The sequence below is a fragment of the Oleiagrimonas sp. MCCC 1A03011 genome (genome assembly GCF_003267965.1).
GTDB lineage: Bacteria > Pseudomonadota > Gammaproteobacteria > Xanthomonadales > Rhodanobacteraceae > Oleiagrimonas > Oleiagrimonas citrea.
In genome coordinates, this window is sequence record NZ_MSPY01000001.1 from 156,057 (window position 1) to 169,656 (window position 13,600).

The 13,600-nt window shown below is 64.6% G+C and carries 13 protein-coding genes and 1 pseudogene; 4 read left to right on the forward strand and 10 right to left on the reverse strand.

The features are described 5' to 3' along the window. Positions 1–245: 245 nt before the first annotated feature. Both BTJ49_RS00705 and BTJ49_RS00710 read right to left on the reverse strand, forming a co-directional pair. On the reverse strand, positions 246–1,418 hold the full coding sequence (locus tag BTJ49_RS00705) for an OmpA family protein (RefSeq protein ID WP_113063459.1): 1,173 nt from the start codon (positions 1,416–1,418) through the stop codon (positions 246–248). 205 nt (positions 1,419–1,623) lie between these two features. After that, positions 1,624–3,075, reverse strand: coding sequence for a bifunctional 2-methylcitrate dehydratase/aconitate hydratase (locus BTJ49_RS00710; RefSeq protein ID WP_113063460.1), 1,452 nt, complete (start codon positions 3,073–3,075; stop codon positions 1,624–1,626). A gap of 269 nt (positions 3,076–3,344) precedes the next feature. On the opposite strand from BTJ49_RS00710, the gene BTJ49_RS00715 reads away from it, so the two are divergent. Both BTJ49_RS00715 and BTJ49_RS00720 read left to right on the forward strand, forming a co-directional pair. Then, positions 3,345–4,031 (forward strand): TerC family protein, encoded by a 687-nt coding sequence (locus BTJ49_RS00715; protein ID WP_113063976.1) that lies wholly within the window; start codon positions 3,345–3,347, stop codon positions 4,029–4,031. A gap of 76 nt (positions 4,032–4,107) precedes the next feature. Further along, positions 4,108–6,129, forward strand: a complete 2,022-nt coding sequence (locus BTJ49_RS00720) for an NADPH-dependent 2,4-dienoyl-CoA reductase (protein ID WP_113063977.1) — start codon at positions 4,108–4,110, stop codon at positions 6,127–6,129. Between the two features lie 12 nt (positions 6,130–6,141). Here the strand turns inward: BTJ49_RS00720 and BTJ49_RS00725 are convergent, their stop codons facing one another. Further along, positions 6,142–6,582 carry a universal stress protein gene (locus BTJ49_RS00725; RefSeq protein WP_146742229.1) on the reverse strand — a complete coding sequence of 147 codons (441 nt, stop codon included), beginning with the start codon at positions 6,580–6,582 and terminating at the stop codon, positions 6,142–6,144. 267 nt (positions 6,583–6,849) lie between these two features. Here BTJ49_RS00725 and fadH point away from each other — a divergent pair. Then, positions 6,850–7,127: pseudogene (fadH, locus tag BTJ49_RS15895) on the forward strand (NADPH-dependent 2,4-dienoyl-CoA reductase); the annotation flags it as partial. A 12-nt stretch (positions 7,128–7,139) separates the two neighbouring features. Here fadH and BTJ49_RS00735 read toward each other — a convergent pair. The 4 genes from BTJ49_RS00735 to prpB form a co-directional block, all read right to left on the reverse strand. Continuing rightward, a complete protein-coding gene (locus BTJ49_RS00735) occupies positions 7,140–7,580 on the reverse strand; it encodes a universal stress protein (RefSeq protein ID WP_113063462.1) in 441 nt (146 codons plus the stop codon). Between the two features lie 93 nt (positions 7,581–7,673). Next, positions 7,674–8,171 (reverse strand): potassium channel family protein, encoded by a 498-nt coding sequence (locus BTJ49_RS00740; RefSeq protein WP_113063463.1) that lies wholly within the window; start codon positions 8,169–8,171, stop codon positions 7,674–7,676. Between the two features lie 52 nt (positions 8,172–8,223). Beyond that, on the reverse strand, positions 8,224–9,378 hold the full coding sequence (gene prpC, locus BTJ49_RS00745) for a 2-methylcitrate synthase (protein WP_113063464.1): 1,155 nt from the start codon (positions 9,376–9,378) through the stop codon (positions 8,224–8,226). Positions 9,379–9,446: 68 nt separating this feature from the next. After that, entirely contained in the window at positions 9,447–10,334 is an 888-nt protein-coding gene (gene prpB / locus BTJ49_RS00750; protein WP_205300810.1) for a methylisocitrate lyase, read from the reverse strand. A 95-nt stretch (positions 10,335–10,429) separates the two neighbouring features. On the opposite strand from prpB, the gene BTJ49_RS00755 reads away from it, so the two are divergent. Continuing rightward, positions 10,430–10,642: a GDCCVxC domain-containing (seleno)protein gene (locus BTJ49_RS00755; protein ID WP_113063466.1), complete on the forward strand. Its 213-nt coding sequence runs from the start codon at positions 10,430–10,432 to the stop codon at positions 10,640–10,642. 6 nt (positions 10,643–10,648) lie between these two features. On the opposite strand, the gene BTJ49_RS00760 is transcribed toward BTJ49_RS00755, so the two are convergent. The 3 genes from BTJ49_RS00760 to BTJ49_RS00770 all read right to left on the reverse strand — a co-directional run bounded on the left by BTJ49_RS00760 (position 10,649) and on the right by BTJ49_RS00770 (position 13,535). Next, positions 10,649–11,203, reverse strand: a complete 555-nt coding sequence (locus tag BTJ49_RS00760; protein WP_113063467.1) for a peroxiredoxin — start codon at positions 11,201–11,203, stop codon at positions 10,649–10,651. 181 nt (positions 11,204–11,384) lie between these two features. Further along, the gene (locus BTJ49_RS00765; RefSeq protein ID WP_113063468.1) at positions 11,385–11,918 is read right to left on the reverse strand and encodes a peroxiredoxin; all 534 of its coding nucleotides are present in this window, start codon (positions 11,916–11,918) and stop codon (positions 11,385–11,387) included. A gap of 189 nt (positions 11,919–12,107) precedes the next feature. Continuing rightward, positions 12,108–13,535 (reverse strand): porin, encoded by a 1,428-nt coding sequence (locus BTJ49_RS00770; protein ID WP_168184619.1) that lies wholly within the window; start codon positions 13,533–13,535, stop codon positions 12,108–12,110. Positions 13,536–13,600 lie beyond the last annotated feature (65 nt).

Consider the following 13,600-nt stretch of genomic DNA (forward strand, 5'->3'; position numbering starts at 1 on the left):
CAGGAGAACGAACAACGATCCCGTCGGCAAGCCATGGAGGCAGCGTTGGTGCCCTTCTTTGGCTCCGCTCGCCGCGGGACATTTTGCCCGATTTCGCAACGAAAGCCCCATCCGGGTCGTCATCGGCTCGTGATCGAAGTTCGGCACGCGGCAATGTCTCGGGTCCCGCAGCGGTGGCGCGGACGCGGACAAAGAAAAAGCCCGGCGCATGCGCCGGGCTTTTTCGTACCACTTGCCTTGAAGGCTTACTGCTGGTCTTCAGCCTGCAGTTCCGTGCGGCGATTACGCGCACGACCCTCGTCGGTGGAGTTGCTGGCGACCGGGTTGCTTTCGCCATGACCCACCGGGCCGTCCAGACGGCTGGCGTCGACACCGTGCGAGGTCAGATAGTCATAGACGATCTTCGCACGACGCTCGGACAGCGACTGGTTGTAGGCCTCGGTACCGATCGAGTCGGTGTAACCCGCAACCATGACGTGGACGTTCGGATAGCGCTTCAGCGTATCGACGGCCTGGTTGAGGATGTCCATCGAATCGGACGTCGGCTTCTGCAGCGTCGGACCGATGTCGGTCTCACCCTTGTGCGGACGGTCGAACTTGAAGTTCACGCCACGCAGATCGATGACGACCTTCTGCGCGCAACCGTCCGGGCCGACGATGGTGCCGGCTGCAGTATTCGGGCACTTGTCGTCGCAGTTGTTGACACCGTCGTTGTCGCTGTCGAGCTGATCACAGGTCGGCGGCGGCGGCGGCGGCGGAGCAACCGGCGGCGGCGGCGGCGGCGCGGCAGCCTGACCGAAGCGCGAAACGATACTCAGACCCAGGAAGTAATCGCCGTAGCCACCATCGGTGACCTGCGAATTGCTATCCCAGTCATAGCGATAACCGGCTTCGACGCGGAAGTCCGAGTTCTCGTTGATGGTCTTGGACAGGCCCAGACCCACTTCGGCCGCCGGCGCCCAACCGCTGTCCAGCATGCTGGTGTGATGGCTGCCCATCGCACCCAGCAGGGCGTACGGACGCCAGGAGTCCCAGTTGCCGCCGTAGAAACGCGCGGCCAGGCCCATGGTCAGGTTCTTCCACTTACCGCTGCTGTAGTCGATGTCGCGGCTGGTGTAGTCGGCGAACGCATCGATCGACACATTCGGATTCACGAACTTGCCGAAGCCCAGACCGTAGTACAGCTGACGGCTGTTGGTGTTGCGGTTGGTATCGTTGTAGTAGCCACCGATGGTCGGCGCGATGTACCAGCGACCATCGAACTTTTCGCTGCTCATGCTGCCGGAGTCGCTGCTCATGCTCGAGCTGCTGCTCATGGCCTGACCGTTGTCGCTGGAGGACATGGCGTCCTGGGCATGCGCGGCACTGACGCTTCCAAGCGTCAACGCGACAAGCACGTACAAAGCCTTGTGTTTCATGTGGAATCTCCTCTTCACTTCGTTGCTTTTCGCATCCGCTCCCGCCCACGGTGGCATTGCGCCTGCCACAACTGAGCCTTGGGAATCCGTTAATAGCGTCCCGCATTTTTCCTTCCGTGCGGTTGACGCCAGTTTATCAAAAAACAAACAAATCCCACGTGGGCGGACAAACCCGTTCATAAACGAGTCAGAGCAAAAAACGTCCTCAGACTGTGAAGAGCGCCAGGAACTCGTGGATCGGCATCGCATCCAGCTTCGCCGAGTCGGCGGTGGCGTCCAGGATCGCTTCCACCTGACGTGCCGGAAGGTGTCCGCGCAGCGCCTGCTCGAACTTGTTCAGCAGCACCGGGATGCCCTCGTCGCGGCGGCGACGGTGTCCGATCGGATAGTCGATCGAGATCTTGTCGGTGCTGGTGCCATCCTTGAAGAACACCTGCACGGCGTTGCCGATGTAGCGCTTGTCCGGATCGAAGTAGTCCTTGGTGAACTGCTCGTTCTCGACCACTTCCATCTTGTCGCGCAGCGCGTCGATGCGCGGATCGGCGGCGACGTCGTCGTTGTAGTCGGCGGCAGTCAGACGGCCGAAGATCAGCGGCACGGCGACCATGTACTGGATGCAGTGATCGCGATCAGCGTAGTTGGCCAGCGGGCCGGTCTTGTCGATGATGCGGCAACCGGCTTCCTGGGTCTCAATGACGATCTTCTCGATCTGATCGATCTTGTCGGCGACCTCGCCGTGCAGCTGCATCGCGCACTCGACGGCGGTCTGCGCGTGGAACTCGGCCGGGAAGCTGATCTTGAACAGCACGTTCTCCATCACGTAGCTGCCGAACGGACGCTCGAACTCGAACGGCTTGCCGCCGAAAGCGACGTCGTAGAAGCCCCAGGTCTTGGCGGTCAGCGCCGACGGATAGCCGACCACGCCCTTGTGCGCGGCATTCAGCGCGTGGGTGACGGCACGACGGCAGGCGTCGCCCGCGGCCCAGCTCTTGCGCGGCCCGGTGTTCGGCGCGTGACGGTAGGTGCGCAGCGCACCGTTGTCGATCCAGCTGTGCGAGACGGCGGTGGTGATGGCGTCCTTGTCGCCGCCCAGCATCTTGGTGGCAACGGCGGTGGAGGCCAGACGCACCAGGATCACGTGGTCCTGGCCGACGCGGTTGAAGCTGTTCTTCAGCGCGTAGCAACCCTGAATCTCATGCGCCTTGATGGCGTAGCCCAGCACGTCGCGCACGGTCAGCGGCTCGCCGCCCTCGCGTTCGGCCTTGCGGCTGAGGTAGTCGGCGACCGAGAGGATCGCGCCCAGGTTGTCCGACGGATGGCCCCACTCGGCAGCCAGCCAGGTGTCGTTGAAGTCCAGCCAGCGGATCTGCGTGCCGATGGCGAACGCGCCCTGCACCGGATCCAGCTCATGGCTGGTGCCAGGCACGCGCGTACCGCCCGGCAGGTTCGCACCCGGGACGATGGGACCGAGATGCTTGACGCACTCGGGGAACTTCATCGCCAGCATGGCGCAGCCCAGCGAGTCCAGCAGCATGTAGCGCGCGGTGTCGTAGGCCTCGGTCGAATCGATGGTGTAGTCGGCGACGTAATCGGCGATGTCGACCATCGGCTGATCGGGATCGGGACGCTGGGCGGAACGGATGTCGGGGGCGCTCATGACGGACCTCGCTGAAGGGAATCAAACGCCCATTGTACCCTGCCCGGCATCTTCGCCGCCTCGGCCGGCTTGACGCCGCATGCACCGGCTGCCGACAATCGGTTCCATCAAAGGGGAGTAGCTCCCTAGCGCGACGATCGTCATCACGGGCACCAACGCCCCGGTCGTCGCGGCGGCACCGAGCCGCGAGCGAGACTTTTGTGCCAGCCAGCGGACCGTCGCGCGTGTTCGCCGGTGTCCGCACGAGTCCCACGCGCAACGGAGCCTGCATGGAATTCTCGACCCCCGACCTGCTTTCCGGCCTGGTGGCCATCATCCTCATCGACCTGGTGCTGGCGGGCGACAACGCCATCGTCATCGCGCTCGCGGCCCGCAACCTGCCGCCCGAACTGCAGAAGAAGGCCATCGCCTGGGGCACCGCCGGCGCCATTGCCGTGCGCATGATCATGACGACCATGGTGGTCTTCCTGCTCAAGCTGCCCGGCTTGATGCTGGTCGGCGGTCTGGTGCTGCTGCCGATCGCCTGGAAGCTGCTGCGCCAGGGCGACGAAGGCGACAATCCCAATGTGAAGGTCGCCACCAGCTTCTGGACCGCCATGCGCACCATCATCGTGGCCGATGCGCTGATGGGGCTGGACAACGTGCTGGCCATCGCCGGCGCCTCCAAGGGCCACCTGGGCCTGGTCATCATCGGCCTGCTGATCAGTGTGCCGCTGGTGGTCTGGGGTTCGACCCTGATCCTGAAACTGATCCAGCGCTTCCCGGCCATCATCTACGTCGGCGCGGCGGCCATCGCCTGGACTGCGGCGCGCATGATCACCCACGATCACCTGCTGCGCGACTGGTTCAATGCCCACGACGCGATGCGCTGGGTGCTCGATATCGTGCTAGTGGCGGGCGTGTGCGGGCTGGGCGTATGGGCCGAGCGCCGCGAGCATCGCGCGCAGGCGGAATAGACGATTCGCCGGGCGGGCTGGCCCCGGCTCCGGATCGCGGCCATAATCAAACGATCGTTTGGAACCGATCGTGCCGATGACCGACAGCACCTACCCCAGCCTTTTTCGCCCGCTCGACCTGGGTTTCTGCACCCTGCCCAACCGCGTGCTGATGGGATCGATGCACGTCGGCCTGGAGGACCGCGCGGCGGACTTCGACAAGCTGGCCGCGTTCTACGCCGAGCGCGCGCGCGGCGGCGTCGGCCTGATCGTGACCGGCGGCATCGCACCCAGCATCGCCGGCTGGCTGAAGCCGTTCGGCGGACGCATGTCGATGCCGTGGCATGTCGGTCGTCACCGCAAGATCACCGAGGCCGTGCATGCCGAAGGCGGCCGTATCTGCATGCAGATCCTGCACGCAGGCCGCTACGGCTATCACCCGCTGTCCGTCGCGCCCTCGAAGGTGAAGTCGCCGATCACACCGTTCACCCCGCGCGCACTGTCCGCACGCGGCGTCGAGCGCACCATCGCCGATTTCGTGCGCAGCGCGGAGTTGGCGAAAAGGGCCGGCTACGACGGCGTCGAGGTGATGGGTTCGGAGGGCTACCTGATCAATCAGTTCCTGGCCGAACGCACCAACCAGCGCACCGATGCCTGGGGCGGCGACGCCGAGCGACGGATGCGCTTTCCCATCGAGATCGTGCGCCGCATCCGTGAGGCCGTCGGTCCAGACTTCATTCTGATCTACCGCCTGTCCATGCTGGACCTGGTCGAAGGCGGCCAGTCGTGGCCGGACATCGTGCGCCTGGCCAAGGCCATCGAGACGGCGGGTGCGACGCTCATCAACACCGGCATCGGCTGGCACGAGGCGCGCGTACCGACCATCGTCACCAGCGTGCCGCGCGGTGCGTTCAGTTGGGTCACCGCGCGCATGAAGCAGGAGGTGAAGCTGCCGCTCATCACCACCAACCGCATCAACATGCCGGACGTGGCCGAGCGCATCCTCGCCGCCGGCGATGCGGACATGGTGTCGATGGCGCGGCCGCTGCTGGCCGACCCGGACTGGCTGACCAAGGCCCGCGCTGCCCGTGCCGAGACCATCAACACCTGCATCGCCTGCAACCAGGCCTGCCTGGACCACGTGTTCGAGAACAAGCGCGCTTCCTGCCTGGTCAATCCACGGGCCTGCCACGAAACCGAACTGAAGATCGAACCCGCCGCCACGCCGCGCCGCTACGCCGTGGTCGGTGCGGGACCGGCCGGCCTCGCCTGCGCCGCGACCCTGGCCGAACGCGGCCACCGCGTGACGTTGTTCGACCGCGCCGACGCCATCGGCGGGCAGTTCAACATGGCCAAGCGCATTCCCGGCAAAGAGGAGTTCCACGAGACGCTGCGCTATTTCGACCATCGCCTGCGCGACGCGAACGTCACCCTGCGCCTGGGCACCGAAGCCGGAGTCGAGAATCTGCGCGACTTCGATGCCGTGGTGGTCGCCACCGGCGTCACGCCGCGCGCGCTGCACTTGCCGGGCAGCGACCATCCCATGGTGCTCGGCTACATCGACGTGCTGCGCAACAATGCCCCCGTCGGAAAGCGCGCGGCCATCATCGGCGCGGGCGGCATCGGCTTCGACGTCGCCGAATTCCTGAGTCAGGGCATGCCCTCGCCCAGCAGCGACGTGCATCGCTGGAACGCGGAATGGGGCGTGGACGAGAACATGCGCCAACCTGGCAGCCTGACGTCGCGCTCGCCCGAACCGCCGCTGCGCGAACTGTGGTTGCTGCAGCGAAGCGAAGGCCGGCCGGGCCGGCGCCTGAACAAGACCACGGGCTGGGTGCACCGCGCCACGCTGAAAGAAAAAGGCGTGCACATGCTCGGCGGCGTGACCTACCTGGGCATCGACGACGCCGGCCTGCACGTACGCATCGACGAGGAAGAACGCGTGCTGGCGGTGGACAACGTGATCGTGTGCGCCGGACAGGATCCGAATCGCGGACTCGCCGATGCGCTGATCGCCGCTGGCATCGACACGCACGTCATCGGCGGCGCCGACGTCGCGGCAGAATTGGACGCCAAGCGCGCCATCGACCAAGGGACACGCCTGGCGACGACGCTCTAGACGCGGTGCGCTTCAGCGCACCACCAGCACCGGGCGCTCGTCGTGAGCCAGCACCTTCTGTGTCACGCTGCCCAGCAGCAACGTGCCGACACTGCCGCGCCCGTGCGACCCCATCACCACCAGATCGCAATGGTTGTCATCAGCCGCCTTGATGATGGACCGATGCACCGGGTCGCCGTACAGGAAATGGGTCTGACAACTCACACCCGCCTCGCCGGCCGCTTTTTCGATTTCCGACAGCATCGCTCTGGACTGCTCCTCGACGGCGCGGCGGTATTCGACTTCCATGGAGTGGCTGATGTCATCCATCTTGTTTGCATCAATGCTTAAACTCGGTGCCGCATTCAGTCCGACCACGCTGGCCCCCAGCGACCTGGCCAGTGTTACGCCTTGCGCGATGGCGCGTTTGGAATGTTCGGAGCCGTCCGTGGAAATCAGGATTCGTTTGTACATGACCGCCTCCTCGACTGTGGGCGCAAGACCATTGTTCGACTCGAACCCGTCCTGCGCCTTGACGCCGATCAAACATCAATCACGCTTCCAGTAGCGCTGCATTTCGACATCAGTGAACGAGGCCATCCGGGCAATGAGCACAAACTCGACCGACACTTCGGTACCCAGCAGAATACGCGGTGCTTCGGTACCCCCCCCCATCGGAACGACATCGCCGACCGAGAGCTGGCCGTGTCGACAACCAAACAAGACCCCGCCAGGTGCAGCCGCGCCACGTTGCGTGCGAAGAGCGTGCACATGCTCGGCGGCGTGACCTACCTGGGTATCAACGACGCCGGTTTGCACATACGCATGACGGACAAGAACGCATGCTGGCGATGGACAACGTGATCGTGTGCGCCAGAAAGGCGCCGAACCGCGGACTCACCGATGCACTGATCGCCGCCGGCGTCGACACGCACGTCATCGGCGGCGCCGACGTCACGGCGGAACTGGACGCCAAGCGCGCCATCGATCAGGGGACGCGCCTAGCCGCGACGCTCTAGATCCGACGCGCTTCAGCGCACCACAAGCACCGGACGCTCGCCGTGCATCAGCACTTTCTGGGTCACGCTGCCCAGCAGCAGCGTGCCGACGCTGCCTCGTCCGTGCGAGGCCATCACGACCAGATCGCAATCGTAGGTGTCCGTCGCATCGATGATCGCCTGATGGACCGGCTTCCCGTACAGATAATGGGTCTCACAGGGCACGCCGGCAGCCTTCGCCGCCTTGTCCAGATCGGACAGGATAACCGTGCTGCGCTCTTCGGCTGCCCTGCGATAATCGTCTTCCAGCGTGTTGGTGATGTCTCCCACGCTGCCGACGAATGCGCGATAGGTCGGCATGGCATTGAGGCCGACCACGCTCGCGCCGAGCGACTTGGCCAGCGACACGCCCTGTTCGATGGCGCGTTCGGAACGCTCCGAACCATCGGTGGCGATCAGGATTCGCTTGTACATGACGTGCTCCTCCGGTGACGGGTTGATTTCATTGTCACACCACCCGCGCCTCCGTGCATTGACGCCGGTCAAAAGGCGTCCCGAACCCGCGCGTCAGTCGCGCTTCCAGTAACGCTGCATCTCCACGAAGGTGAAGGAGGCCGACCAGGTGAGCAGCACAAAACCCGCCAAGGCCTCGGTCCCGACCATGAATCGCAGGGGCCCGAAGGGAATCACGTCGCCGAAGCCGACCGTGGTGTAGGTGACAGCGGAAAAGTAGACGTAGTCGAAGATCGAGTGCGGTTCGATCCCGTGGATCCGCCCGAACAGCGGATCGATCAGCAACAGCACATACAGCGCCAGACCGAAGATCCAGATCTCCAGCACGTGCAACACCAGCACGCCGAAGATGCCGCGCAGGATGTGCCGCCGGGCCTTGCCGCGCAGATGAGCGAGACCGCGGGTTAGCAGCGAAAGGCCTTCGTAGTGCACGAGCACGCACAGACCGACCACAATGGCCGTGGCCAGGGCCACCGAGACATTCACGCCCCAGTGATGGTAGCCGCCCACGACTACAGGGGCCGTGGCCATGCTTTCGATGAATCGATGCATCGTGCCTCCGCGATAAGCGGCGGCCCGCTCGTCGCGGGCCGCCTGCGCAGAATCAGCGCTTCTCGATCGGAGTGTACGCCCGATCCTCGGGACCGATGTAGTTGGCGCTCGGACGGATGATCTTCTTGTCGTCACGCTGCTCCATCACGTGGGCGCTCCAGCCGGTGGTGCGCGCGATCACGAACAGCGGCGTGAACATGGCCGTCGGCACGCCCATCATGTGGTAGGCCGAGGCGCTGTACCAGTCGAGATTCGGGAACATCTTCTTCAGTTCCATCATCACGTTCTCGATGCGCTCGGAGATCTCGAACAAGCGCATGTTGCCGCCTTCCTGACACAGCTTGCGGCTGATCTCCTTGATGATCGGATTGCGCGGATCGCCGATGGTGTACACCGGGTGACCGAAGCCGATCACGATTTCCTTGTTGGCCACGCGCTCGCGGATGTCGGCCTCGGCCTCGTCGGCGTCGCGATAGCGGGCGATGATCTCCATCGCCACTTCGTTGGCGCCGCCGTGCTTGGGTCCGCGCAGCGCGCCGATGGCGCCGGTGATGGACGAATAGATGTCCGAACCGGTGCCGGCAATGACACGCGCGGTGAAGGTCGAGGCGTTGAACTCGTGCTCGGCGTACAGGATCAACGACTTGTCCAGCGCGTTGACCTGGGTTTCGGTGGCCGGCTCGCCGTGCAGCAGATGCAGGAAGTGGCCGGCGATGGTCTCGTCGTCGGTCTCGGTCTCGATCGGCTTGCCGTTCTGGCGGAAGTGGTACCAGTACAACAGCATGGAGCCGAAGCTGGCGATCAGACGGTCGGCGATCTCGCGCGCGCCGCTGACATTGTGGTCGTCCTTCTCCGGCAGCACCGTGCCCAGCGCCGAGCAGCCCGTGCGCAACACGTCCATCGGATGAGTCGCGGCCGGCAGGCGCTCGAGCACGCCCTTGACCTGCTGCGGCAGGCCACGCATGCGCTTGAGCTTGGCGCGGTAGGCATTGAGCTCGGACCAGGTCGGCAGATGACCGTGGATCAGCAGGTGCGCCACTTCCTCGAAGCTGGACTTGGTCGCCAGATCCTTGATGTCGTAACCGCGGTAATGCAGATCGTTGCCGCTGCGCCCGACCGTGCACACGGCGGTGTTGCCGGCAGCGACGCCGGACAGCGCCACGGACTTCTTGGCCTTGGGCAGGGTCTGCTGGGTGTTCTCGCTCATGCTGGGAACCTCGTATTTTGCATGTGGCTGGAAGAGCATCCGGTCAGACCGGCGCTCATCGCGAAAGATCAGTCGTTGTCGTCGGCGAACAGCGCGTCGAGCTTCTTCTCGTACTCGTGGTAGCCGAGGAAGTCGTACAGCTCCTCGCGAGTCTGCATCGTCGGCACCACCGACTTCTGCGTACCCTCGCGGCGCACCGTCTCGTAGAAATTCAGCGCCGCCTTGTTCATGGCACGGTAGGCGCCGCAGCAATACAGCGCGATGTCGACGTTGGCGTCGCGCAGCTCGTCGACAGTGAAGAACGGCGTGGAACCGAACTCAGTCAGGTTGGCCAGGATCGGCACCTTCACCGCGGCCTTGAACTTGCGGTAATCGTCGAGCGTCTTCATCGCCTCGGGGAAGATCATGTCGGCGCCGGCCTCAACGTAGGCCACGGCGCGCTCGATGGCGGCGTCGATGCCTTCTTTCGCGGCGGCGTCGGTGCGCGCCATGATGACGAAATCATCGTCGGTGCGAGCATCCACCGCCGTCTTCACGCGATCGACCATCTCCTGCTTGGACACGACTTCCTTTCCCGGGCGGTGACCACAGCGCTTCTGACCGACCTGATCCTCCATGTGCACCGCGGCCACGCCGACACGCTCGAAGGAACGGATGGTGCGGGCGATGTTGAAGGCTCCGCCCCAGGCGGTGTCGATGTCCACCAGCAGCGGCATGTTGGTAGCTTCGACGATACGGCGGGCGTCGGTCAGCACGTCTTCCATGGTGCTGATGCCCAGGTCCGGCATGCCTAGCGAATTGGCGGCCACGCCGCCGCCGGACAGGTACAGCGCCTTGTAGCCCGTGCGCTTGGCCATCAGGCCGGCATAGGCGGTGATCGCGCCCATCACCTGCAGCGGGCTCTCGGTCTCGAGTGCGGCGCGGAAGGCGGCGCCCATCGATACTCGTGCACTCATGGACATACTCCGTGGACTGGTTCGAGCTCGCCATTGTAGTGCATTCGGCTGGACGGGCGGTCGCAACGGCATGGCCGCAGCGCTAGGATCGGGCCATGAAACACCGAGTGATCGCCACCAGCACGCTGACCTGCCCGGCCTGCGGCCATGCCGAAACCGAGCCGATGCCGGCCAATGCCTGCGTGTATTTCTACGCGTGCAGGGGCTGCGGCACCCTGCTCAAGCCCCGTCCGGGCGACTGCTGCGTTTTCTGCAGCTTCGGCGACACGCCCTGCCCGCCCGTCCAGGTTGGATCGGGCTGCTGCTGATTCGGCCTAGCCATTCCCGCGACCATGGGCCTGACCCCAGGCCCGCAACGCCTTCAGGGTGTTGGCCACATGGTGCTCTGGATTCAGATCCGTGTATTCATAGATCACCGTGCCATCCGGCGCGATCACGTAGGACACCCGCCGCGCGTACTTGTGGAGGATCGGCATCACCGCATCGTAGGAGCGGGTGATGCTTCCGTCCGGATCGGCGGCCACGGGGAACTTGCTGCGGCACTCACTGACCGAAAATTTCTTCAGGACCTCGATATCATCGCGCGAAACGCCGATCACCGTCGCGCCCAGCGCCTTGTACTTCGGCATCGCCTCGGCAAAATCATGCGCCTCGATGGTGCAGCCCTTGGTGAAGGCCTCCGGATAGAAATAGACCACCACCGGCCCCTTCTGCAGCGCCTTGGCCAGCGAGTAGGTGTAGACCGTGCCGCCCAGCGACGCCTGCGCGGTGAACATCGGCGCCTTGCCGCCAACCGGCAGCGCTGCGACCGCCGTGCCCGCCAGACTGACCAGAATGACGGCCACGAACAACGAAATTCCGTATTTCATGCTGCAAACCTCCTCGATGCAATGAAGCGATCGCCGCAAACGGCGATCTGATGCATATACGCAGCGACCGCGCAAAACGATGCATGCTGTCGAAGCTCGCGCCCCGATCGACGAAATGGGGCGACCGAAGCCGCCCCGTCGGGTCACGCAGAGGACACCATGCGGTGTCGCCGCGCAGAGGTCACATCGCGTGCGCCTTGCGCCACGCGCGGATCGCGCCGAGGGTGTTCTCGACGTGCTTGTCCGGATTCATGGCCGTGTAGCTGTAGATCACCGTGCCGTCCGGTGCGATCACGTAGGACGTGCGGTTGGCGTATTCGGCGTTGCTCGGCAGCACCGAATCGTAGTCCTTCATGATGTGGCCGTCCTTGTCCGAAGCCACCGGAAACTTGCTGCGGCACTCGCTGACCGAGAACTTCTTCAACTTGGCGATCGGGTCGTGCGACACGCCGATCACGCTGGCGCCCAGCGCCTTGTACTTCGGCATCGCCTCGGCGAAGTCGTGCGCCTCGATAGTGCAGCCGGGCGTGAAGGCCGCCGGGTAGAAATAGACCACCACCGGCCCCTTCTTCAGTTCCTTGGCCAGCGAGTAGCTGTACACCTTGCCGCCCAGCGACGCCTTGGCCGTGAACATCGGCGCCTTGGCGCCATCGGGCAGCGCGGCGAGCGCTGGCAGCGCGACCAGGAAAAGCAGACAAAGCAGTGCGCGTTTCATGCAACGTTTCTCCTGAAAGATAACGGGCCGACCCGACAAGCCGACATGTACGGCGAGGATACGCCATTTCGCGGACGTCCGATGTCGCCCGGAACGTTGCCGGGGCACGGCGAAACCGCCCTGCCGCTTGCGGGAAGAACGAAGAAAGGCGGCCGCAGCCGCCTCCCTCGCCGATCACGCCATGCGCAGTCAGAACATCAGCTGCGTGCGCAACCCGAACGAATGGCCCCAGTCCGATCCCGTATCGCCGATCCGGTTGTCGGTATGCCAGCGGATGTAGTTGAACATGACGCGCGACCAGTCGTTGAGGTACCAGTTGACGCCCAGCGTGTAGCTCTGGCCGTCGCCGCCGAACGGTGCGCCGCCTCGGTAGTCGTAATGATCGACCCGCGTGGCAAGCTCGAACGCGCCCCAGCCACCGGATGTCACCGGATGGTTGACCCGCACCCACTGCCAGTTGCCGCCGCGGCTGGAAAAGCCGGGTTTCTCGCCGGTGATCATCCAGCCGGCCGACAACGAGGAGCCATGCCGCCGCGCCGTACCGACACTGGCCGAATCGACGCTGCGTCGGGCGTATTCGCCCACCGCCCAGAAACTGCGGTAGACGCCGCCCAGCTCGTAGCCCGTGGCATGGTCCTGGGTCGGGTCGGGAACCGCACCGGCTTTGACGTCCAGGTTTTCGTTGAAGTCCAGGGCAATGGACGGATGGTCGTTGATGCTGGCCACGCCCGGGCTGAGATGCTCGTAGTAGTACCAGGCGCCAACGTGCATGAATCCGGCATCGGTCTTGATCGGATTCCAGTGCGCGCGTGTCAGGTAGACGACCGAATCGGACGTGCTGCCATTGCTGGCATTCCCCGGCGCATCGCCGCTGACCGAGAGGCTGTAATGCCAGTTGTCCCCGTACATGCGCATCTGCATGCCCAGGCCGTAATAGCGGTTGACCGGCTCGCCCACCATGGTCGCCGCGTCGCGCAACATGAAGGGAAGGTTCACGGACGCACTGGAGCCGTCGATGCCCAGATCCTTGAAGAAGTTGCCCAGGTAGAACACCGCGTGGTGGCCGAGCAGCGGCGTCGAATAACTCAGGTATGCCTGGCGCAGACCGGCTTTGCCGTCGGTGAACTTCACCTGCACGTAGTAGCCGAGCGCGCCCATCGTGCCCTTGGCGCCGAGACGCGCATCGGTGACCCGGGACCCGTTGATATTGCGCCCGGGGTCACTGGAACCGCGCGTGGCGGTGTAGTCCACCAGCAGACGACCGGCCGGAGCGAACGTGAAGAAGCCGTCGTCGCTGCTGAAGACGGGACCGGCCTCGCCATGACCGCCCCAGCGCACCGAATCGGCATGCCCGGCCGCCGACGGCGCGGCGGTCGCGGCGGCGGTGTTTCCGGCGCCATGAACCGGCGCGGCACCGTCCTTGCTGGTAGACGGCTGCGATTCCCTGTCCTCGATCACGGCCAGACGCGCCTGCAACGCCTTGATCTGCGCGGCCTGCTGTTTGACCAGGCGCAGCAGCTCGTCATTGTCGATGTGCCCAGTGGCGAAGGCGGGCGTCGACAGCCCCATCAGGGCCGCGATCACCGCGACGGGCAGGATTCGTTTCGTGCGTTTCATGGTGCGACTCCCCAGGTTTCCAGGCTTTGGCATGCGCCTTGTGTTTGTTCGATCCGCCGTTCCGC